The 20,228-nt window shown below is 74.7% G+C and carries 21 protein-coding genes; 13 read left to right on the top strand and 8 right to left on the bottom strand.

The window, feature by feature from the left end; translation table 11 throughout:
- Positions 1 to 37: 37 nt before the first annotated feature.
- Positions 38 to 469 (bottom strand): OsmC family protein, encoded by a 432-nt coding sequence (locus tag ACTMTB_RS08340; RefSeq protein ID WP_441143796.1) that lies wholly within the window; start codon positions 467 to 469, stop codon positions 38 to 40.
- Positions 470 to 602: 133 nt separating this feature from the next.
- On the opposite strand from ACTMTB_RS08340, the gene ACTMTB_RS08335 reads away from it, so the two are divergent.
- The 3 genes from ACTMTB_RS08335 (at position 603) to ACTMTB_RS08325 (ending at position 3,151) form a co-directional block, all read left to right on the top strand.
- Positions 603 to 1,313, top strand: coding sequence for a hypothetical protein (locus ACTMTB_RS08335; RefSeq protein WP_441143794.1), 711 nt, complete (start codon positions 603 to 605; stop codon positions 1,311 to 1,313).
- A gap of 204 nt (positions 1,314 to 1,517) precedes the next feature.
- Entirely contained in the window at positions 1,518 to 2,339 is an 822-nt protein-coding gene (locus ACTMTB_RS08330; RefSeq protein WP_441143792.1) for an HAD family hydrolase, read from the top strand.
- A complete protein-coding gene (locus ACTMTB_RS08325; protein WP_357609639.1) occupies positions 2,339 to 3,151 on the top strand; it encodes an HAD family hydrolase in 813 nt (270 codons plus the stop codon). The genes ACTMTB_RS08330 and ACTMTB_RS08325 overlap by 1 nt, the downstream gene beginning before the upstream one ends.
- 13 nt (positions 3,152 to 3,164) lie before the next feature.
- Here the strand turns inward: ACTMTB_RS08325 and ACTMTB_RS08320 are convergent, their stop codons facing one another.
- Entirely contained in the window at positions 3,165 to 3,767 is a 603-nt protein-coding gene (locus ACTMTB_RS08320; protein WP_334569920.1) for a bacterial proteasome activator family protein, read from the bottom strand.
- A gap of 80 nt (positions 3,768 to 3,847) precedes the next feature.
- Here ACTMTB_RS08320 and ACTMTB_RS08315 point away from each other — a divergent pair, with 80 nt between their 5' ends.
- Positions 3,848 to 4,645, top strand: a complete 798-nt coding sequence (locus tag ACTMTB_RS08315; protein ID WP_441143789.1) for an alpha/beta hydrolase family protein — start codon at positions 3,848 to 3,850, stop codon at positions 4,643 to 4,645.
- A 76-nt stretch (positions 4,646 to 4,721) separates the two neighbouring features.
- The gene (locus ACTMTB_RS08310) at positions 4,722 to 5,945 is read left to right on the top strand and encodes an ABC transporter substrate-binding protein (RefSeq protein ID WP_441143787.1); all 1,224 of its coding nucleotides are present in this window, start codon (positions 4,722 to 4,724) and stop codon (positions 5,943 to 5,945) included.
- 74 nt (positions 5,946 to 6,019) lie between these two features.
- Here the strand turns inward: ACTMTB_RS08310 and ddaH are convergent, their stop codons facing one another.
- Positions 6,020 to 6,853 (bottom strand): dimethylargininase, encoded by an 834-nt coding sequence (gene ddaH / locus ACTMTB_RS08305; protein ID WP_441143785.1) that lies wholly within the window; start codon positions 6,851 to 6,853, stop codon positions 6,020 to 6,022.
- Between the two features lie 59 nt (positions 6,854 to 6,912).
- Here ddaH and ACTMTB_RS08300 point away from each other — a divergent pair, with 59 nt between their 5' ends.
- Both ACTMTB_RS08300 and ACTMTB_RS08295 read left to right on the top strand, forming a co-directional pair.
- Positions 6,913 to 7,371 (top strand): Lrp/AsnC family transcriptional regulator, encoded by a 459-nt coding sequence (locus tag ACTMTB_RS08300; protein ID WP_441143783.1) that lies wholly within the window; start codon positions 6,913 to 6,915, stop codon positions 7,369 to 7,371.
- A gap of 67 nt (positions 7,372 to 7,438) precedes the next feature.
- Complete coding sequence (locus tag ACTMTB_RS08295; RefSeq protein ID WP_441143781.1) at positions 7,439 to 8,395, top strand: zinc-binding dehydrogenase; 957 nt, start codon at positions 7,439 to 7,441, stop codon at positions 8,393 to 8,395.
- Positions 8,396 to 8,432: 37 nt separating this feature from the next.
- Here the strand turns inward: ACTMTB_RS08295 and ACTMTB_RS08290 are convergent, their stop codons facing one another.
- From ACTMTB_RS08290 to mobA, 3 genes are all read right to left on the bottom strand, one after another.
- Positions 8,433 to 9,545 (bottom strand): T3SS (YopN, CesT) and YbjN peptide-binding chaperone 1, encoded by a 1,113-nt coding sequence (locus ACTMTB_RS08290; protein WP_441143779.1) that lies wholly within the window; start codon positions 9,543 to 9,545, stop codon positions 8,433 to 8,435.
- 90 nt (positions 9,546 to 9,635) lie between these two features.
- Positions 9,636 to 9,890: a DUF6457 domain-containing protein gene (locus ACTMTB_RS08285; RefSeq protein ID WP_154941128.1), complete on the bottom strand. Its 255-nt coding sequence runs from the start codon at positions 9,888 to 9,890 to the stop codon at positions 9,636 to 9,638.
- Positions 9,887 to 10,522, bottom strand: coding sequence for a molybdenum cofactor guanylyltransferase (gene mobA, locus ACTMTB_RS08280; protein ID WP_441143777.1), 636 nt, complete (start codon positions 10,520 to 10,522; stop codon positions 9,887 to 9,889). Before mobA ends, ACTMTB_RS08285 begins: the two co-directional genes overlap by 4 nt.
- A gap of 220 nt (positions 10,523 to 10,742) precedes the next feature.
- On the opposite strand from mobA, the gene fdhD reads away from it, so the two are divergent.
- The gene (gene fdhD / locus ACTMTB_RS08275; protein WP_441143775.1) at positions 10,743 to 11,600 is read left to right on the top strand and encodes a formate dehydrogenase accessory sulfurtransferase FdhD; all 858 of its coding nucleotides are present in this window, start codon (positions 10,743 to 10,745) and stop codon (positions 11,598 to 11,600) included.
- A 32-nt stretch (positions 11,601 to 11,632) separates the two neighbouring features.
- Here fdhD and ACTMTB_RS08270 read toward each other — a convergent pair whose 3' ends face one another.
- A complete protein-coding gene (locus tag ACTMTB_RS08270) occupies positions 11,633 to 12,691 on the bottom strand; it encodes a DUF4192 domain-containing protein (RefSeq protein WP_441143773.1) in 1,059 nt (352 codons plus the stop codon).
- 150 nt (positions 12,692 to 12,841) lie between these two features.
- Between ACTMTB_RS08270 and ACTMTB_RS08265 the strand changes: the two genes are divergently transcribed.
- The 5 genes from ACTMTB_RS08265 (at position 12,842) to ACTMTB_RS08245 (ending at position 19,567) form a co-directional block, all read left to right on the top strand.
- A complete protein-coding gene (locus ACTMTB_RS08265; RefSeq protein ID WP_441143772.1) occupies positions 12,842 to 13,756 on the top strand; it encodes a fructosamine kinase family protein in 915 nt (304 codons plus the stop codon).
- Positions 13,753 to 14,766 (top strand): GTP 3',8-cyclase MoaA, encoded by a 1,014-nt coding sequence (moaA, locus tag ACTMTB_RS08260; protein ID WP_441143770.1) that lies wholly within the window; start codon positions 13,753 to 13,755, stop codon positions 14,764 to 14,766. Before ACTMTB_RS08265 ends, moaA begins: the two co-directional genes overlap by 4 nt.
- Before the next feature lie 3 nt (positions 14,767 to 14,769).
- On the top strand, positions 14,770 to 15,015 hold the full coding sequence (locus tag ACTMTB_RS08255; protein ID WP_441143768.1) for a MoaD/ThiS family protein: 246 nt from the start codon (positions 14,770 to 14,772) through the stop codon (positions 15,013 to 15,015).
- Positions 15,016 to 15,027: 12 nt separating this feature from the next.
- A complete protein-coding gene (locus tag ACTMTB_RS08250) occupies positions 15,028 to 16,275 on the top strand; it encodes a metallophosphoesterase (RefSeq protein WP_441143766.1) in 1,248 nt (415 codons plus the stop codon).
- Between the two features lie 94 nt (positions 16,276 to 16,369).
- The gene (locus ACTMTB_RS08245) at positions 16,370 to 19,567 is read left to right on the top strand and encodes a UvrD-helicase domain-containing protein (protein WP_441143764.1); all 3,198 of its coding nucleotides are present in this window, start codon (positions 16,370 to 16,372) and stop codon (positions 19,565 to 19,567) included.
- Between the two features lie 30 nt (positions 19,568 to 19,597).
- On the opposite strand, the gene ACTMTB_RS08240 is transcribed toward ACTMTB_RS08245, so the two are convergent.
- Positions 19,598 to 20,227 carry a prepilin peptidase gene (locus ACTMTB_RS08240; RefSeq protein ID WP_441143762.1) on the bottom strand — a complete coding sequence of 210 codons (630 nt, stop codon included), beginning with the start codon at positions 20,225 to 20,227 and terminating at the stop codon, positions 19,598 to 19,600.
- Position 20,228: the final 1 nt, after the last annotated feature.

The raw sequence follows: 20,228 nt of genomic DNA, 5'->3' as shown, positions 1-20,228 counted from the left end.
GTCCGGCACCCTTTCCGTCGCGTACGACCGGTCGGGGTCAGGAGGCCAGGCGGGCGGAGAGGCTGATCTGCGCGCCCGGGGAGAGCAGCCGCGAGATCGGGCAGTTCTCCTTGGCCGCCTCGGCCAGCTTGGTGAACTGCGCCTCGTCCATGCCCGGCACCTGGCCGACGGTCTCCAGGTCGATCCGGGTCACGGACATGCCCGCGTCGGTCTTGTCGAAGTGGACCTTGGCAGTGGTGTCCACCGACGAGTCGGTGGCGCCCGCGTCGGCGAGCTGCTTGGAGAGCGCCATCGAGAAGCAGCCGGCGTGCGCGGCGCCGATGAGCTCCTCGGGGTTCGTCCCCTCGCCCTCCTCGAAACGCGACTTGAAGGAGTAGTTCCCCTGGAGTCCGCCCTTGCCGGTGCGGACGATCCCGGAACCCTCGGTGAGGTTGCCCTGCCAACGTGCGGAAGCGGTACGGATAGGCATGCACCCGACGCTAACCGAAACCGCACCGTCGGGCGACCGACCCGGCGTACCCACCGCCGCCACGTCGTGCCCCGACCGGCGCCGCCCGGCGTGTCATGATGCGGTTCAGGCCCGCGACGGCGGAAGGTGGCCGATGTCCCAGGATCTCCCCGTCCCGCGCCAGGAGGACCGCTCCGACGGCACGGCCGTCGTCGAGTGGGGCTCGCCGTCCCCCGCCCCGGCCGGAAGGTGGGGCCGGGCCCTCGGCGGGCTCGGCCGGGACCGCCGGCTGCCCCTGGTGCTGGCCGTCCTCGGCGCGGTCGCGGCGATGGCCTCCCTGGTCGGCGAGTGGCTGGTGATGACGCTGCCCAACGGGGGCCCGGAGGGCAACGTCACCGTCCGGGTGCCCGGCGGGGTGGCCGAGGTCGACGGCTTCGGGGTCGCGTACCTGGTGGGGCTGCTGCTGCTCGCCGCCGTGACGGCGCTGGCCCTGCGCGGCGGCCCGGCCGTCCGGCGGGAGGCGCGGCTGGCCGGTCTGGCCGTGGCCGGCGCGCTGCTGGCGCTGCTGACGGCGACCGCCTTCTCGCTGGACGACTCCGGACAGCGGGCCCTGTTCTACTCGTCCGAGGACGGCTTCCGGGTGGACTACGGGCGGGGCCTGGTGATGGCCTTCGTGGCGACCGCGCTGGCCGGGGCCGCGCTCCAGCTCGCCGGCCGGCAGCCGGCCGAGCGGTCGGAGGAGGACACCGACCCGCAGGCGGAGCCGGTCGACTACCGCCGGCCCGGCCGCGTGGAGGACGACGGCCCGGCCGACCTCACCGTCACGCCGACCGTGCCGTTCGCCCGTCGGGAGTCGGCCGGCTGACCGGCCGTCCCGACCGGGCCGGGGCGGTGCGGCGGCGCCCACCGGGACGGGGCCCGGGCGTCACCGGGCGTTGGCGCCGGATTCGCCGGAACGCCGTGGTCGGGGCCGGTACCGCGAGGTACGGTTGCTGCCCGCCGTCACTCCGGGTCGAGGCACCGATGACCGAAACGGCTGGCTGCGACGGCGGCGGGCGAAGGAGGAACCATGATCCGCCCGGGCCTGCCCAAGCTGATCGCCACCGATCTGGACGGGACGCTCGTCCGTAGCGACGAGACCGTCTCCGCGTACACCCACCAGGTGCTCGACCGGGTGCGGGCCGCCGGCATCCCGGTGGTCGGCGCGACCGGTCGCGGCCCCCGGCTCAAGGAACTCACCCGCAACGACATCCGCGCCGCCGACTTCCTGGTGATGGCCGGCGGCGGCTGCGTGGTGGACCAGAGCGACCCGGCCGGCCCGGTGGTGCTGCGCGACGAGCGGCTGCCCGGTGAGGTGCTGGCCGGACTGCTGGCCGACCTGGAGGCCGAGGTCGGGCCGCTGACCGTGATGGTCGAGGCGTCCGCCGAGCAGGACGCGCCGCTCTGGGGCGACTACCACCCGAGCTGGCCGTACCAGGACCGGTTCGAGGCGCGCAGCCGCGCCGAGTGCCTCTCCTGTGACGTGATCAAGGCGTTCGTCCGGACCGCCGACCACCACGTGGACGAGCTGCTGGCCACCGCCCGCCGGATCGTCCCGCCGCAGGTGGCCACGCTCACCCAGGCCGGGCTGGGCTTCGTCGAAATCTGCCCGCCGGGGGTGGACAAGGCCACCGGGCTCAGCGTGGTGGCCGAACGGCTCGGCGTCGACCCGGCGGAGGTGCTGGTCTTCGGGGACATGCCCAACGACCTGCCGATGTTCTCCTGGGCCGGCTGGGGCCGGGTGGCCGTCTCCAACGCGCACCCCGCGGTCCGCGCCGCCGCGGACGAGATCACCCTGCGCAACGACGACGACGGGGTCGCGGTCTACCTGGACCGGCTACTCTCCCGGTGATGGGAGAGACACCCCGACTGGTCGCGACCGACATCGACGGCACGCTGCTCGGCGACGACCGGACGCTCAGCGCGCGTACCGCGACGGTGCTGGAGCGGATCTGCGCGCAGGGCACGCCGGTCGTGCTGGTCACCGGCCGCCCGATCCGCTGGCTCCAGCTCGTGTACGACCAGCTCGCCGCCCCGCTGCCGGCGATCTGCGCCAACGGCGCCGTGGTGTACGACCCGGTCGCCGACGAGGTGCTGCGGGCCGACCCGCTCGCCCCGGAACTCCTCGCCGAGGTGGCCCGCCGGCTGCGCGCCGCGGTGCCCGAGGTGAGCTTCGCGGTGGAGATCGTCGACAGCCGGCAGATGCGGCACGAGGCGCACTACCCGCTGCGCTGGGACGCCGACCACGACGCCATCCGGGCCGTCGAGTCGCCCGAGGAGCTGCACTCCGTACCGGCGGTGAAGCTGCTGGCCCGGGCCGGGGAGCAGGACCCGGACGTCTTCGTCCGGGTGGTGGCCGGGGCGCTGCAGGGGCTGGCCGAGGCGACGCACTCGTCGTACAGCGGGCTGGTGGAGATCTCCGCCGCCGGGGTGACCAAGGCGGCCGGGCTGGCCTGGTACGCCGCCCGCCTCGGCATCCACGAACGCGACGTGCTCGCGTTCGGCGACATGCCCAACGACCTGCCGATGCTGACCTGGGCCGGTCGGGCGGTGGCGGTGGCCAACGCACACCCCGCCGTCCTGGAGATCGCCGACGAGGTGACCGGGGCGAACTCCGCCGACGGCGTGGCGGCGTACCTGGAGAAGGTCTTCGGGGCGGGCTGAGCGGGCCCGCCGGTCAGAGGTACTGGCCGGTGGGATGCCCCTCGCCGCCCTGCGGCTGGCCGATGCCCGGCATGCCGGGCACCATCCCGCCGGGGCCGCTGGGGAGGGCCTGCCGGCCGGAACGCATCTGCTCCAGCTGCACCCGGGCGGCCATCTGCTGGGCGACCAGCGCGGCCTGGATGCCGTGGAACAACCCCTCCAGCCAGCCCACGAGTTGGGCGTGGGCGATGCGCAGCTCGCCCTCGCTGGGCGCCTTCTCCTCGGTGAAGGGCAGCGAGATCCGCTCCAGCTCCTCGCGCAGTTCGGGGGCGAGGCCCTCCTTGAGCTCGACGATCGACCGCTCGTGGATCTCCCGCATCCGGTGCCGGCTGGCGTCGTCCAGCGGGGCCGACTTGACCTCCTCCAGCAGCTGCTTGATCATGCTGCCGATCCGCATCACCTTGGCCGGCTGCTCGACCAGGCGGGTCGGGTCCTCGCCCGCCTGCTCGTCGGTCTGCACGGTGCCGACCGGGCGGCCGTCGGGGCCGATCACCACCACGGTGCCCGAGTGCCCGGTGTCCTCGGTGCCCGGCTCGTCGTTCTGTCCAGCGGAGTGCGCGTCGGTCATGGCACCCATCTTTACCCACGCCCGCGAGCCGCACGCGGTGGGACCGGTCACGCCCCCCGGCCGGTGACCGTCGCGCTACCGTCGCCGACATGCCCGCCGACCCGCGCGCCGTGCTCACCCGGCCCGCTCCGTCCCCCGATGAGACCCTCGCCTACGGCGACCACCCCGACCAGATCGTCGACCTGCGTCGCCCCGCCGGGGACGGCCCGGCCCGGCCGCTGGTCGCGGTGCTGCACGGTGGCTTCTGGCGCGCCGAGTACGACCGGACCCACACCGGCCCGCTGGCCACCGCGTTGGCGGCGCTGGGCTGGCCGGTGGCGCAGCTGGAGTACCGGCGGACCGGGCAGCCGGGCGGCGGCTGGCCGGGCACCCTCACCGACGTGCTGGCCGGGGTGGCGGCGCTACCCGCGCTGGCGGCCCGCGCCCTGCCCGGCCGGGTGGCCGCCGGGCCACCGCTGCTGCTCGGGCACTCCGCCGGCGGACACCTCGCGCTCTACGCGGCGGCGCACGCCCCGGCCACCGTACGGGGGGTGCTGGCGCTGGCCCCGGTCGCCGACCTCGCCGAGGCGTACCGGCTGGACCTGGACGGCGGGGCGGTGGCCGCGCTGCTCGGCGGCGGCCCGACGGAGCACCCGGACCGGTACGCGGCGGCCGATCCACGGGAGTTGGTGCCGCTTCGGACACGTACCGTGATCCTCCACGGGGTCCAGGACCTGCAGGTGCCGGTAACGATCAGCCGGGGTTACGCGGCTGCGGCCAAGGCGGCGGGGGCCGATGTGAGCCTCGTTGAACTGCCGGAATGCGAGCACTTCGGGCTCATCGACCCGGAGTCGGCCGCCTGGCCGCGCGTCAGAGCCGCGTTGCAGTCGCTGCACAAAGATCACTAGCCATTGACGCAGCGTCGTCAACCAGGTAGAACGCCGAGGGGGCGGTGACGCCCCGCAACGCTCCGGAAGGATTTTGGTGTCGCAGATGAACCGCAGGCGCGCCCTGCAGCTGCTGGCCGCGCTCGGTACCACCGGGCTGGTCGCCGGCTGCGGCACGGACGACGAGGCTGAGCCGGTCGCGACCGGCTCGCCGATCAAGATCGGTCTCGTCGCCCCCGAAAGTGGCTCGGGCAAGACCATCGGCGAGGACCTCGTCAACGGCTTCGAGCTCTACCTGGCCACCCACGGCCAGCGCCTCGGCGGGCACCCGGTGACCCTGGTGAAGGCCGACGAGGGCGACAGGGCCGAAACCGGTCAGGACGCCGTCAACGGCCTGCTCAAGCAGGGCGTGCTCGCTCTCACCGGGGTGGTCAACCCGACGGTGATGTCCGGCATCCGGGACATCGTGGAGAAGGCCCGGGTGCCGCTGATCGGGTCGAACGCCTCGCCGGTCAGCCTGCAGAGCGTGGTCTACATCTGGCGCACCTCGTACGTGCTGGACGAGCCGGGCCGGGCGCTCGGGGCGTACCTCAAGCAGCGGCTGCCGGCCGGCAGCCGGGTGTTGATCATCGCGCCGGAGGGCGGCGCCAGCCTCGACGTCGTGCAGGGCTTCCGCCAGGGCTTCGGCGTCGACGATCCGCGGATCGCCGGCGAGCCGGTCTGGACGAACCCCACCGCCAACCCGGGCGAGAGCACGTACGCCTACGACATCCGGCAGGCGCTCAACCGCAGGCCCACCGCGATCTTCTGCCACTTCTCCGGCACCGCGGCCATCCAGTTCATCAAGCAGCTGCGCCGGCACCGCCCGGCCTACACCGGGCCGATCTACGCGCCCGGCTTCCTCACCGAGGGCAGCGTGCTCAACGAGGTACGCGGGGTGCTGCTGGACAAGGAGGAACGGCTGCTGCCCGGCCCGATCCAGACCGTGTCGAACTACTCGGCCGACCTGAACAACAACGCCAACCGGATCTTCGCATCCGCGTACCGCAAGACGTTCAACGTCTCGCCCAGCACCTACGCGATGGCCTCGTACGACGCCGCCCAGGTGCTCGACGGGGCGATCCGGATCGCCGGGGCGAACCCGACCCCGCAGCAGGTCAACCTGGCCCTCGGCAAGGTGGGCCAGATCGACAGCCCGCGCGGGGTGTGGCAGTTCAACCAGCCCCGCACGCCGCAGCAGCGGTGGTACCTGCGCACCGTGCAGTTCGACGGCCGGCTGCTGTCCAACGTCATGCTCAACGAGATCGCCACGCTCGGCTGAGCACGGGGCCCCGTACGCACTGAGGGCCGGTCTCCCCGGGGGGAGGCCGGCCCTCGGCGTACGCCGTGGTGGCGTCAGTGACGCAGCTCGGCGATGCAGCACTTCACGCTGCCGCCGCCCTTCTTCAGCTCGGCCAGCTCGACCGGCACCGGGTGGTAGCCGGCCGCCTTGAGCTTGCCGGCCAGCCGGGTCGCCTCGCTGTTGAGCACGACGTTGAGCCCGTCGCTGACCAGGTTCAGGCCGAAGGTCATCGCATCCTCGTCGTCCGCGATCACGGCGTCGGGGAAGAGCTGGGTGAGCACCTTCTGGCTGGCCGCCGAGAAGGCGCCCGGGAAGTAGACGATGTTCTCGTCGTCGATCGAGGCCAGCGCCACGTCGAGGTGGTAGAAGCGCGGGTCGATCAGGCGCAGCGACACCACCGGCCGGCCGAGCGCCTCCTGCGCCTCGGCGTGCGCCGGCAGCTCGGTGCGGAAGCCGTGGCCGGCGAGGACCAGCCCGCCGTGCGCCTCCGGCAGGTACGCGAAGTCACCCTCGCCCTCGTTGGTCTCGCTCGGCGCGATGAACCGCCAGCCCTGCGACTCGTAGAACGCCCGGTGCGCGGCGGCCTCGGCGGTCCGCTGCTCGTGCTTGAACTGGGCGCCGTAGACCGTCCCGTCCACCACGAAGGCACCGTTGGCGGCGAAGACCATGTCCGGCAGCCCGGCCTCGGGGGTGAGCAGGTGCACGTCGTGGCCGAGGCCGACCAGCGTTTCCCGCAGACGGTCCCACTGCTTGACCGCCAGCTCCGCGTCGACCGCGGTGGTGACGTCCATCCACGGGTTGATGGCGTACTCGACGGCGAAATGCTCGGGCGAGCACATGAGATATGTCCGCTTTCGCGGCACTCGCTGCTGGTTCACGGTGACCAAGAGTAGGTAGCGTAGAACTTTGGTAACAGCCAGAACTCTTGCTTTCTGAAGGCGGAACGTTGCAGATAGACGCGGTCGACCAGCGAATCATTGCGTTGCTCGTGGCGGACGCTCGCGCGTCGTACGCCGACATCGGCACCCGGGTGTCACTCTCCGCTCCGGCGGTGAAGAGACGCGTCGACCGGCTCCGCTCCGCCGGGGTGATCCGGGGCTTCACGGCGGTGGTCGACCCGGCCGCCGTCGGCTGGACCACGGAGGCCTTCGTCGAGCTCTTCTGCGCCGGCCGGACCACCCCCGCGCAGATCGGGGTGGCCGCCCGGCGGCACCCGGAGGTGGTCGGGGCGTACACCGTCTCGGGCGAGGCGGACGCCCTGGTGCACCTGCGGGCCGCCGACATCGCCCACCTGGAGGAGGCGCTGGAGCGGCTGCGGGCGGAGTCGTTCGTGACCTCCACCCGGAGCACCATCGTGCTCTCCCGCCTGGTCGAGTCCCCCGGCGTCGGGCCGTCCACCGGCTGACCCGCGCTTGACCTCAACCCCACTTCATGTCGTCGACTGGGCCGGACGGGCGGCGTGAGGGGGGATCGTGCGGGCGGTGTGGCTGCGGGAGTTCGGCGGGCCGGAGGTGCTGGTGCCGGGAACGGCGTCCGACCCGACGCCCGGGCCGGGGCAGGTGCTGATCGAGGTGGCCCACGTCAACCTCACCTTCGTCGAGACGATGTTCCGGGCCACCGGTTTCGGGCCGTTCCGCGGCCCGTTGCCGGTGATCCCCGGCAACGGGGTCGGCGGCGTGATCGGCGCGGTGGGCCCGGACGTGGACCCCGGGCTGGTCGGCCGACGGGTGGTCAGCGGCACCGGCGGCTCCGGCGGGTACGCCGAACGGGTCGTCGTGGACCGGGCCGCGCCGGTCGAGGTGCCCGACGCGCTGGCGCTGGACGACGCGGTGGCGCTGCTCGCCGACGGCCGCACCGCGCTGCTGCTGGCCGACTCGGCAGCCCCCAAGGCAGGGGAACGGGTACTGGTCGAGGCCGCCGCCGGTGGGGTGGGCGGCCTGCTGGTCCAGCTCGCCGCGCGGGCGGGAGCACGGGTGGTGGGCCTGGCTGGCGGCCCCCGCAAGACGGAACTGGTCCGGGCGGCGGGCGCCGACGTCGTGATCGACTACCGGGAGCCCGACTGGGCCGACCGGGTACGCGCCGCGACCGGTGGGGTGGACGTCGTCTTCGACGGCGTCGGCGGCGACGTTGGCAGTGCGGCGTTCGACCTGCTCGACCCCGGCGGTCGGATGCTCAGCTTCGGGCTCGCCTCCGGCAGCTGGACCGACGTGCCGGCGGAGACCGCCACGGCGCGCGGGGTGACGCTGCTGCGACCGACCGCCGGCCCGGACGAGCTGCGCGCGCTCACCGGGCGGGCGCTGGCCGAGGGCGCGGCCGGGCGGCTGCGCCCGCTGATCGGGCAGCGGTTCCCGTTGGAGCGGGCCGCCGAGGCGCACGCCGCGATGCAGTCGCGGGCCACCGTCGGCAAGACCCTGCTCGACGTCGGCTGACGAGTCGGCGCACGGGGCGAGCGGGCGCCGCCGGAAGTCAGAGGTACATGCCCGTCCGGTGCTCGGAGTCCGCCGGCCGGCTCGGCTTGTCACCCTCGCCGAAGAACCGCTTGCCGCCGAACTCGCCGTGCAGCCGGTCGTCCAGCTCGTCGGCCAGCCCGGTCATCACCTGCACCGCGAGCATCAGGTGGGTGGCCTGGAAGTTGCGGCCGAAGACCGGGATGGAGGCCCAGACGGTGTCGTCGGCGCAGTAGAGCCGGCCGATCGGCATCCGGTTGGTCAGCTCGGAGAGCTTCACGTAGAGGCGCTCGGTCGGCTCCACCTCGGTGAGCACCGGCGAGAAGACGTCGACCAGCGGCGGGTTGTCGCGTACCCGGACGAACACCATCGCCGAGCCGGCCCGGATGTTGATGTCGCCGTCCGAGTCCACCTGGAGCTGGTCGGACTTCGACTTGAGCATGGTCGACACGACGGTGCGGACCCGCTCCTCCAGCGCGAGCACGTCCTCGCCCTCTTCGCTCTTCTGCGCGCTCGCGGCGGCGGCCAGCGCCTCGTCGAGGTCCGCCTCGACGTCGCGGTCCGGGCCGAACTCGCTGCGCGCGGTGCCGAGCGGTTCGGCCGGCAGCGGCTCCCCCTCGGCGTCGTGCACGAGGTAGACGAGGAAGGCCGGGTGCGGGGCGCCGTAGACGTCGCGCAGGGTGCGGGAGAGCAGCGCGGCCACCTTGCTGGCGTCGGCGGTCGAGCCCTCCAGGCCGAACTGGTCCCGGGAGCCCTCCAGCACGCCCGGCGGCGACCAGCCCAGCGCGATCATGTCCGCGACGGCGGCCCGGTCCAGCCGGTAGCCCTGCGGCAGGGTGGCGTTGCCGACCGCCCGTGCGGAGACCCGCCCCCCGTCGCCCACGTCCACGCTGATCGAGTAGATGGCGTTGCCGGTGCCGGAGGCGGTCGGGTCGAGGGTCAGCTCGACGTGCGCCCCGGTGGGCAGCGCGCGCAGCCGCTCGGCCAGGGCGCGGGCGAACTCCCGCCACGCCTCGGTCACCTTGGCCCGCAGGTCGGCCGTGCTCGGCTCGTCCAGCAGGACCGACTCGTGCTGCTCCGGCGAGCTGCCGGGCTGATCACCGGTCGGCTTCGAGGGGTGGTCTGCCGTCATGATCGCCTCCGTCCGTCAAGGTCACCCTACCCAGGCCCACCCGGTGTCGAATCCACCGCGACCGGGATCGGACAACGCGGCGGGTGCGACTCAGTCGGGGCGGTCGCCGCCCAGCTCCACCGGCCAGGTCGCGGCCAGGGCGCTCAGCCGCGCGGCGGCGCCCGCCGGGTCGGCGCCGCGCCCGACCGCCACCCCGAGCAGGTACGCGCTCACCGGCGCGCCCGGCCGCAGCACCTGGTGGGCGACGTCCCTGGCCAGGTCGAGCACCGTCGGCACCGGGACCTCGGCCGGGTCGAGCCCCAGCTCGGCGCAGGCCGCCGTCAGCCAGTCGTCCATCACCGTCATCGCGTCCACTCCTCAGCCCGGCGTACGTCCGAGTCAGTGTCGCAGTCGAACCACGGCGGCGGGCCGCTGCCGGACCACGGCAGGTCACGCACCCTCAGCTCGGCGAGCAACTCCCGCATCGAGGCGCCGTCGGGCGTACCGCCCCGACGCCCGACGAGGCGGGCCAGCGCGTCCCGCAACGCCGCCGCCCGCCACACACCGCACAGCGGCTGCCGCCGGCCCCGGTCGTCGAGGAGGCAGACCCCGTCCGGCCCGTCGTCCCCGTGACCGCGCGGCGGCGCCCCGTCGGGCTTCGGGTGCAGCGTGCGCAGCAGCACGCCGACCGCCTCCCGGGTGAGCAGCGGCAGGTCGGCGGCGAGCAGGGCGACGGTGGTCGTGTCGGGGGGCAGCAGTGCGAGCCCGGCCGCGGTCGCCGCCACCGGGCCACCGCCCGGCGGTCGCTCCCGGGTCACCAGCACGTCGCCGGGGACCGCGTCGGCCGGCCCGACCAGGATCCGCGGGGCCGCGTCGGCGACGGCCGCCAGCACCCGCTCCCGCATCGGCGTTCCGCCGACCGGCAGCGCCGGCTTGTCCCGACCGCCCATCCGGCGCGCCGCCCCGCCTGCGAGCACCACCGCCGCGTACGCCGTCACCGGGCCACCGTAGCCTCGCGCCGACCCGTCCGCCCGGCCGGCGTCGTCGTCCGCCCTCCGCCGCCGACATCGCGGGATCGGCGGGCCCGCACGCCGGCCGGCGTCCTGGTGCGGGTCGTCGGCCCGTGCGCCCTACCCCACCAGCGAACTGGATCGGCGGGCCCGCCGGCCGGCCGGCGTCGTGGTGCGGGTCGCTCGGCGGGCGGGGGAGGATGGCGGGATGGGACGGGCGACTGACCGGCGGAGTGTGCTCCGCATCGACCTCGACGCGGTGGCCGACGGACGCGCCCCGGTACGCCGGCCGGACACCCTCTCGGTGGAGGAGCCGCTGGAGATCCGGGTCGGCCCGGCCGGTCCCGGTCGACGCCGGCCGCTGGCGGTCACCATGCGTACCCCCGGCGACGACATCGACCTGGCGATCGGCTTCCTGCTCACCGAGGGGCTGATCCGGTCGACCGAGGACGTGCTCACCGCCCAGCTCTGCGCCGGGGCGGAGACCCCGAACACGTACAACGTGGTGGACGTGGTGCTCGCCCCGGGCGTGCCGGAGCCCACCACCGACCCGTCCCGGAACTTCTACACCACCAGCTCGTGCGGGGTCTGCGGCAAGGCCAGCATCGAGGCGGTGCGGACCCGGTCGCCGTACCCGGTGGTGGACGATCCGCTCACCGTCCGGGCCGAGGTGCTCGCCGCGCTGCCCGACCGGTTGCGGGCGGCCCAGCGGGCCTTCGACCGCACCGGCGGCCTGCACGCGGCGGGGCTGTTCACCGCCGAGGGCGAGCCGGTGGTGCTGCGGGAGGACGTCGGCCGGCACAACGCGGTGGACAAGGTGGTCGGCTGGGCGGTGCGGGAACGTCGTCTCCCGCTGGCCGGGCACCTGCTGCTGGTCTCCGGTCGGGCCAGCTTCGAGCTGACCCAGAAGGCGTGGATGGCCGGCGTACCGCTGCTCGCGGCGGTCTCCGCGCCCAGCTCGCTCGCCGCCGACCTGGCGGAGGAGGCCGGGATGACGCTGGTCGGCTTCCTGCGCGGCCGGACGATGAACGTCTACGCCGGCGGGCACCGGATGCTGGTCGACTGAGCCGCCCGCCGGCAGAATTTCCCGCACGACCCTCATCCGAGGCCCCGCCGCACGTGTCGTCGCCGGCGGGGACGCCGCCGGACCACGCCCGGCTCTCCGACGGCCGGCCAGCCGTCCAGCTCGGACGGGGGTACGCCGCGGCGGAGCAGGTCGTCGAGGAGCTGGGCCAGGGAGTAGTCGGGGTGGACTGCCAGCGCCCGCTCCAACGCGACCGCAGCCAGGGCGCCCTGGCCGGCTCGCCAGGCGGCGAAGGCCAGCAGGCTCGCCGGCGCCGCGATCAACTCCTCCTCGGCGCGGCGCAGCACGTCGCCCCAGAGGTCGATGTCCTCCTCCCGCCCGTCGGTGCGTTCCCAGGCGTGGTCGCGCACCGGGAGGTGGGTCAGGAGCAGGCTGAGCCAGGCCACCTCGTCGTCGGTGAGCCGCTCGCCCCGGCGGTGCGCCCGCCGGGCGTCCCGCACGGCGGCGACGCCGGCCGCCCGGATGGAGCGACCGCCGAGCAGGTCGGCGGCGGGCGCCTCCTCCAGCAGGGTGAGCAGCCGCCGCTCGGCCCGGACGCCGGCCTGCCGCATCGCCGCCCGGTCCTGCCCGTCGGCGGCGGCCACCTGGGCGGTGAGAGCGGCCCGGTCGGGCAGCGCCACCTGACCGGCGTAGACCGCGGCGGCGCTGACCTCGCTGCTGCCCGGGTCGTACGGGGTGCCGTCGGGCGGACAGCAGGCCGCCTCCGCGCACAGGTACGACCAGTACCGGCCGTCGGTCACCCGCATCGCGTCGAGCACGGTCAGGCCGGCCGTGGTCAGTGCGGCGCGTACCGCGTCGACGGTCGGGGTGACCCGGTCGGCCGGGCCGTACCCGATGACGGTGGCGGCGTCGGCGTCCTGCCGGCCGAGGACGCCGCCGAGGTGGTCGGCGGGCAGCCGGGGGTCGGTGCCACGGTCGGGCAGGTCGGCACGGGCGGCGAAGACGACCCGCTGGGCGCGCATCGCCACCACGACGACGCTGTCGGCGGGATGGAAACCGAGCAGGTACGGCACGGCGGCGAGCAGGTCGGCGGGCGAGCGGACGGTGAGCCGGGGGCGGTCGGTCGCGGTCATGCCGGCAGCCTGCGACCCGGGGGACGCGTCCGACAGGCCCTGTGGACGACACGCGGGTTGTCCACAGACACGGAGAGTGTTCCCACAGGTCATTGATTTGCCAGGCTTCGGAATCCCCCGGTTGCGGCAGGGAGCGGCTACCTTGCGCTGATGGACCTGGCGTACCTGCGGGCGCACCCGGAGCACCTGCCGACGTTCCTGACCCACCAGCGGATCCGGGAGACGCCGGTCTCCGGCGGGGACGTCTGCGCCGCCTCCCGGCTCACCCTGGACGACGGTCACTCCGTCTTCGCCAAGAGCTGGCCGGAGCGGGCCGACCAACCGGTGCCCGAGGGCTTCTTCGCCAGCGAGGCGGCCGGGCTGCGTTGGCTGCGCGCGGCGGGCACGGTGGCCGTACCGGAGGTGGTGGCGGCGCTGCCGGAGCTGCTGGCGCTGGACTGGGTGGAGCCGGGCGAGCCGTCCCCGGAGGCGGCCGAACGGTTCGGCCGGGAACTGGCCGGGATGCACCGGGCCGGGGCGTCCGCCTTCGGCGCCGACTGGCCCGGCTTCATCGGCCCGCTGCCGCAGGACAACACCCCCGACGAGGGGCCCTGGCCGGACTGGTTCGCCCGGCGTCGGCTGCTGCCGTACCTGGCGCTGTCGGTGGACGGCGGCGCGCTCACCGGGGCGGACGCCGCGCTGGTGGAGCAGGTTGTCGCCCGGATCGGCGAGGTCGGCGGCGACGAGCCGCCGGCCCGGCTGCACGGCGACCTGTGGCCGGGGAACGTGCTCTGGGGCGTGGACGACCGGGCCTGGCTGGTCGACCCGGCCGCGCACGGCGGGCACCGGGAGACCGACCTGGCCCAACTGGCCCTCTTCGGCGGCGCGCCGCACCTCGACCGGATCGTCGGCGCCTACCGGGAGGAGTGGCCGCTGGCCGACGGCTGGCGGGACCGACTGCCGCTGCACCAGCTCCACCTGCTGCTGGTGCACACCGCCGTCTTCGGCGCGGCGTACCGGGATGCGGTAATCGGGGCCGCCCGAGCAGCGCTGGGCGGGACCGGCCGCGCTACGGTCGACGGGTGACCGTCGCCCCGCCCGCCGAGGGCGTCCTCGCCGACCGGTACGGCCGTGTCGCCCGGGACCTGCGGGTCTCGCTGACCGACAAGTGCAACCTGCGCTGCACGTACTGCATGCCGGCGGAGGGTCTGCCTTGGCTGGCCGGGCCGCAGCTGCTCGGCGACGACGAGATCGTCCGATTGGTCCGGGTCGCCGTGGAACGGCTCGGGGTGACCGAGGTCCGCTTCACCGGCGGCGAGCCGCTGATCCGGCCGGGGCTGGCCGGCATCGTCACCGAGGTGGCCGCGCTGACCCCCCGCCCCCGGATCTCCCTCACCACCAACGGCATCGGCCTGGACCGGCTCGCCCCCACCCTGCGCGCGGCCGGGCTGGACCGGGTGAACGTGTCGTTGGACACCCTGGACCGCGACCGGTTCAGCCGGCTGACCCGGCGTGACCGGCTGGCCGACGTGCTCGCCGGGCTGGCCGGCGCCGCCGCCGCCGGGCTCACCCCGGTCAAGGTCAATTCGGTGCTGATGCGGGGCGTCAACGACGACGAGGCCCCGGCGCTGCTGCGGTTCGCCCTCGACCACGGCTACGAGCTGCGGTTCATCGAGCAGATGCCGCTGGACGCCCAGCACGGCTGGGACCGGGCCACCATGGTCACCGCCGACGAGATCCTGGCCTCGCTGGCCGGCGCGTTCGCCCTGACGCCCGACTCGGCCGAGCGGGGCGCGGCCCCCGCCGAGACCTGGCTGGTCGGCGGCGGACCGGCCCGGGTCGGCGTGATCGCCAGCGTCACCCGGCCGTTCTGCGGCGACTGCGACCGGACCCGGCTCACCGCCGACGGCCAGATCCGGGCCTGCCTCTTCGCCACCGAGGAGTCCGACCTGCGCGGCGCGCTGCGCGGCGGGGCGGACGACGCGGAGCTGGCCCGCCGCTGGCAGGTGGCCATGCGGGGCAAGCGCGCCGGGCACGGCATCGACGACCCCACCTTCCTGCAACCGGCCCGGCCGATGTCCGCGATCGGAGGCTGAGCCGTGGATCTCACCGTCCGCTACTTCGCCGGGGCCCGGGCCGCCGCCGGCCGCACCGAGGAGAGCGCATCCGCCGGCCGTTCGCTGGACGAACTGGTCGGTGAACTCGCCGAGCGGCACGGGCCAGGGCTGGCCGCCGTGCTGGAGGTGGCGAGTTTCCTGGTCGACGGGGTGCGCTGTCATGATCGTGGGACGCCGTTGCCGGCCGGGGTCACGATCGACGTGCTGCCCCCCTTCGCGGGCGGCTGAGAAAGGGCTGGCATGTTGGCGACTCTGGCGTTCCTGGCCACCCTGGCCCTGATCATCGGCCTGATCCACTTCTACCTGTGGAAGCGGCTGGTCAAGGACACCACCCGTCCCGGACGGGGGCGGCGGATCGGCGCGGTGGCCGCGCTGCTGCTGGCGCTGCTCGTACCGGCGACGATGGCCGGCACCCGGGCGGTCGGGGCGTTCTGGCTGGCCTGGCCGGGCTACCTCTGGCTGGCGGTGATGTTCTACCTGCTGGTCCTGCTGCTGGTGCTGGAAGTGCCGATGGCGGTCGCCCGACTGGTGCTGCGCCGCCGGTCGGCGGTCGCCGAGTCGACCGCCGCCGCGCCCGAGCCGGTGCTGGTCGGCGCGGCCGGCACCGCCGACCCGCCGGCCGTCGACGCCGTGAATCAGCCCGACCACGACGCCTCGCGCCGGCTGCTGCTGGCCCGGGGCGCGGCGATCTTCGCCGGGCTCACCGCGGCCGGCGTCACCGGCTACGGCGTCCGGGTGGCGACGGGCCCGCCCGAGCTGGACCGGGTCCGGATCCCGCTGGCGAAGCTGCCGCGCAGCATGGACGGGCTGCGGATCGCCACCGTCTCCGACATCCACCTCGGCCCGCTGCGCGGACGGGAGCACACCGAACGGATCGTCGCCGCGATCAACCGCCTCGACGCCGACCTCGTCGCGGTCGTCGGCGACCTGGTCGACGGCTCGGTCGCCGAGCTGGGCGAGGCCGCGGCGCCGCTGCGCGGCTTGCGGTCCCGCTACGGCAACTTCTTCGTCACCGGCAACCACGAGTACTACTCCGGGGTGGAGGAGTGGGTCCAGGAGGTGGACCGGCTCGGCCTGCGGGTGTTGCAGAACCAGCGGCAGGAGATCCGCGCCCGGGGTGGCGTGCTGGACGTGGCCGGCGTCAACGACGTGACCGCCGCCGGCACCGGCCTGGCCGCGCCCGCCGACTTCGCGGCCGCGCTCGGCGACCGCGACCCGAGCCGCCCGGTCGTGCTGCTGGCCCACCAGCCGGTCGCCGCGCACGAGGCGGCGAAGTTCGGCGTCGACCTCCAGCTCTCCGGACACACCCACGGCGGCCAGATCGTGCCGTTCAACCTGGCCGTCAAGCTCCAGCAGCCGGTCGTCTCCGGGCTCGGCGAGGTGGACGGCACCAAGGTGTACGTCACCAACGGCGCCGGTTTCTGGGGCCCGCCGGTGCGGGTCGGCGCCCCGCCGCAGATCACCCTGGTGGAGCTGCGCGCCCCATAGCGCGACCGGGCGGCGGAGTCCAGCACCGGATTGCTCAGGTCACCCGTACGCGTGGCGGCGGGCGGGTGATGGACCGGCCGTGACAGGATGCGGCGTGCCTCCGTTCAGCGCCGCACCCCCCGGTGGCGTCCCGCCGTTCGTCGCGGACCTGCACATCCACTCGAAGTACTCGCGCGCGTGCAGCCGCGATCTCACCCTGCCCAACCTCGGCTGGTGGGCGCGGCGCAAGGGCATCGGCGTGCTCGGCACCGGGGACTTCACCCACCCCGCCTGGTACGACCACCTGCGCGAGACGCTGCACCCGGCCGAGCCCGGGCTCTACCGGCTCGCCCCGGAGGCGGAGCGGGACATCGCCCGCCGGCTGCCGCCCCGGCTGGCCAGCGAGGCGGAGACCGACCCGGTCCGGTTCATGCTCAGCGTGGAGATCTCCACGATCTACAAGCGGGACGACCGGACCCGCAAGGTCCACCACCTGATCTATCTGCCCGACCTGGACGCGGTGGCGCGGTTCAACACGGCGCTTGGCCGGATCGGCAACCTCGGGTCGGACGGCCGGCCGATTCTCGGCCTGGATTCCCGGGACCTGCTGGAGATCACCCTGGAGGCCAGCGGCGACGGCTACCTGGTCCCGGCGCACATCTGGACGCCCTGGTTCTCCGCGCTCGGCTCGAAGTCCGGCTTCGACGCGATCGCCGACTGCTACGCCGACCTGGCCGAGCACGTCTTCGCGGTGGAGACCGGCCTCTCGTCCGACCCGGAGATGAACTGGCGGGTCGGCAGCCTGGACGGCTACCAGCTCGTCTCGAACTCCGACGCGCACTCCCCGCCGGCGCTGGCCCGGGAGGCGACGGTCTTCTCCGCCGACCGCGACTACTTCGCTATCCGCGAGGCGCTGCGCACCGGCGACGGGCTGGCCGGGACGATCGAGTTCTTCCCGGAGGAGGGGAAGTACCACGCGGACGGGCACCGGCTCTGCGGCGTCAACTGGTCGCCCGGGCGGACCCGGCAGGCCGGCGGGCGCTGCCCGGAGTGCGGCAAGCCGCTGACCGTCGGCGTGCTGAGCCGGGTCGAGGAGCTGGCCGACCGGCCGGCGGGGCACCGCCCCGCGCACGCCCGCGAGGTCACCCACCTGGTGCCGCTGGCCGAGATCCTCGGCGAGATCAACAAGGTGGGCGCGCGGAGCAAGAAGGTCGAGGGGAAACTCCACGAGCTGGTCGCCGTGCTCGGCCCGGAGCTGGAGATCCTCACCCGTACCCCGCTGGACGAGATCGGGCGGGTCGGCGGCGAACTGCTGGCCGAGGGGATCGGCCGGCTACGCCGCGGCGACGTCCGCCGGGTGCCCGGCTACGACGGCGAGTACGGCGTGATCACCCTCTTCGACCCGGCCGAGCTGGGCGGGAAGGCGACCGGGGCGCAGGCGGAGACGCTCTTCGACGTACCCGTGCCGGCGCAGCGACGGCCCGCGGAGCCGGCGGCGGGGGCGAAGGCCCGTCGCCCGGCGGCGCCGAAGGCCGAGCCGAAGCGGAAGGCCGCGCCGCCGCCTCCCCCGCCGATCGCGCCGGCGCCCTCGCCGCACGAGCCGTTCGAGCCGATGCTCGCCGGCATGGAGGAGGTCGGCACCGGCCTGCTCGACCGGTTGGACGCGATGCAGCGGGTGGCCGCGTCCGCGCCGGGTGGCCCGCTGCTGATCGTGGCCGGTCCCGGTACCGGCAAGACCCGGACCCTCACCCACCGAATCGCGTACCTCTGCGCGGAGCTGAACGTCTTCCCCGAGCAGTGCCTGGCAATCACCTTCACCCGGCGGGCCGCCGAGGAGCTGCGGCACCGCCTCGACGGGCTGCTCGGCCCGGTGGCCGAGGACGTCACCGTCGGCACGTTCCACTCGCTCGGGCTGGCCATCCTGCGGGAGAACGCGGCCGCCGCCGGGCTGCCGGCGGACTTCCGGATCGCCGACGACGCCGACCGGGCGGCCGCCCGCGCCGAGGCCGGCGACGACCCGGACCGCTACACCGCGCTGCTGCGCAAGCAGGACCTGGTCGACCTGGACGAGCTGCTGACCCTGCCGGTCGCGCTGCTGAAGGCCGACAAGAAGCTGGTGCGCGACTACCGCGAACGCTGGCGGTGGATCTTCGTCGACGAGTACCAGGACGTCGACGCGGTCCAGTACGAGCTGCTGCGCCTGCTCAGCCCCGCCGACGGCAACCTCTGCGCGATCGGCGACCCGGACCAGGCGATCTACTCGTTCCGGGGCGCGGACGTGGGCTACTTCCTGCGCTTCTCGCAGGACTTCACCGACGCCCGGCTGGTCCGGCTGAACCGCAACTACCGCTCGTCGGCACCGATCCTGGCCGCCGCCGTGCAGGCCATCGCGCCGTCGTCGCTGGTGCGGGGCCGCCGGCTCGACCCGGCGCGACTCGACCCGGAGGCCCCGCTGGTCGGCCGCTACCCGGCGGCCTCCGTCGCCGACGAGGCCGATTTCCTGGTACGCACCATCGACGAACTGGTCGGCGGCCTGTCCCACCGGTCGCTGGACTCGGGTCGGATCGACGGCCGGTCGACCACGCTCTCCTTCTCGGACATCGCGGTGCTCTACCGCACCGACGCGCAGGCCGCCCCGATCGTCGACGCCCTCGCCCGGGCGAACATCCCGGTGCAGAAGCGCTCGCACGACCGGCTGCGGGACCGGCCCGGGGTGACCGCCATCGCCCGGGAGCTGCGGCACGCGGACGGGCTGGACGGTTCGTTGCCGGCCCGCGTCCGGCTGGCCGGGCAGGTGCTGGCGGAGCGCTTCGCCGTGCCGACGCTGGACGGCGGCGCCGCCGCGGTGCGCCCCGAGGACGTCCGCACGGCGGTCGACCTGCTCACCCCGCTGGCCCGCCGCTGCGGCGACGACCTCGGGCTGTTCCTGTCCCAGCTCGCCACCGGCGCGGAGGTGGACGCGCTCGACCCGCGCGCCGAGGCGGTCACCCTGCTCACCCTGCACGCCGCCAAGGGGCTGGAGTTCCCGGTGGTCTTCCTGGTCGGGGCCGAGGACGGGCTGCTGCCGCTGCGCTGGCCCGGCACCGAGCCGGACGACGACGCGGTCGCCGAGGAGCGGCGGCTCTTCTTCGTCGGCCTGACCCGCGCCCAGGACCGGCTCTACGTCAGCCACGCCGCCCGCCGGGTCCGGCACGGGTCGGAGCGGGACTGCCGGCCGTCGCCGTTCCTCGACGTGATCGACGCCGGGCTCTTCGAGCGCTTCGGCGAGACCGAGCCCCGCCGACCGAAGGACCGCCAGCTCCGCCTGATCTGACCCGCCGGGCCGGCGAGCAGGGCGGCCGGGTCAGGCGAGGAGCACGGCCAGCCAGGCTCCGGCGAGCAGCGCCGGGCCGAACGGCAGGGCGGTGTCCCGGCGCACCCGGCGGGCGGCCAGCAGGGCCAACACCAGCACGCCGTTCAGCAGGTGCGGCAGGAGCAGCCCGTAGCCCAGGGTCGGCCAGCCCAGCCAGCCCAGCGGCAGGCCGAGGGCGGCGGCGAGCTTGACGTCGCCGAAGCCGAGCCGGGCACCGGGCAGCAGCGCCAGTAGGACGTACCCGGAGAAGGAGAGTGCGGCCCCGGCGAGGGCGACCGCCAGGCGGCCCGGCGTGCCGGCGGCGAGCGCGGCCACCCCGAGGCCGGCGCCGCCGCCGAGGGCGGCCGCGCCGACCAGCGGATCGGGCAGCCGCAGGCAGGCCAGGTCGACCACCGCCAGCACCACACCGAAGGCCGCCACCAACAGGTACGCCGGCAGCGCCGGGTCCGGCCCGAGCGCGGCGGCCAGCCCGGCGAACACCAGCGCACCGACGACCGCCCAGCCGACCGTCCACCGGCCGGTGGCGGACCGGTCCGTGGTGAACCAGCCGGCGAACGTCGGCGCCGCCGCACCGACGAGGCCGCCGCAGAGCGCGGCGACGGTCAGCAGCCCGACGGACACG

The organism is Micromonospora sp. L32 (genome assembly GCF_052068055.1).
Lineage (GTDB): Bacteria > Actinomycetota > Actinomycetes > Mycobacteriales > Micromonosporaceae > Micromonospora > Micromonospora purpureochromogenes.
Note: the sequence above shows the minus strand (reverse complement) of the source record. Positions and strands in the feature narration are given on the sequence as shown.

Excerpts from the sequence above, each read along its gene's own strand:
- ACTMTB_RS08320 (WP_334569920.1), bottom strand. The coding sequence starts at position 3,767 with ATGGGTGCCATGACCGACGCGCACTCCGCTGGACAGAACGACGAGCCG.
- fdhD (WP_441143775.1), top strand. The coding sequence starts at position 10,743 with ATGGGACGGGCGACTGACCGGCGGAGTGTGCTCCGCATCGACCTCGAC.
- ACTMTB_RS08325 (WP_357609639.1), top strand. The coding sequence starts at position 2,339 with ATGGGAGAGACACCCCGACTGGTCGCGACCGACATCGACGGCACGCTG.
- ACTMTB_RS08285 (WP_154941128.1), bottom strand. The coding sequence starts at position 9,890 with ATGACGGTGATGGACGACTGGCTGACGGCGGCCTGCGCCGAGCTGGGG.
- ACTMTB_RS08290 (WP_441143779.1), bottom strand. The coding sequence starts at position 9,545 with ATGACGGCAGACCACCCCTCGAAGCCGACCGGTGATCAGCCCGGCAGC.
- ACTMTB_RS08270 (WP_441143773.1), bottom strand. The coding sequence starts at position 12,691 with ATGACCGCGACCGACCGCCCCCGGCTCACCGTCCGCTCGCCCGCCGAC.
- ACTMTB_RS08335 (WP_441143794.1), top strand. The coding sequence starts at position 603 with ATGTCCCAGGATCTCCCCGTCCCGCGCCAGGAGGACCGCTCCGACGGC.
- ACTMTB_RS08250 (WP_441143766.1), top strand. The coding sequence starts at position 15,028 with ATGTTGGCGACTCTGGCGTTCCTGGCCACCCTGGCCCTGATCATCGGC.
- ACTMTB_RS08340 (WP_441143796.1), bottom strand. The coding sequence starts at position 469 with ATGCCTATCCGTACCGCTTCCGCACGTTGGCAGGGCAACCTCACCGAG.
- ACTMTB_RS08265 (WP_441143772.1), top strand. The coding sequence starts at position 12,842 with ATGGACCTGGCGTACCTGCGGGCGCACCCGGAGCACCTGCCGACGTTC.
- ACTMTB_RS08330 (WP_441143792.1), top strand. The coding sequence starts at position 1,518 with ATGATCCGCCCGGGCCTGCCCAAGCTGATCGCCACCGATCTGGACGGG.
- ACTMTB_RS08315 (WP_441143789.1), top strand. The coding sequence starts at position 3,848 with ATGCCCGCCGACCCGCGCGCCGTGCTCACCCGGCCCGCTCCGTCCCCC.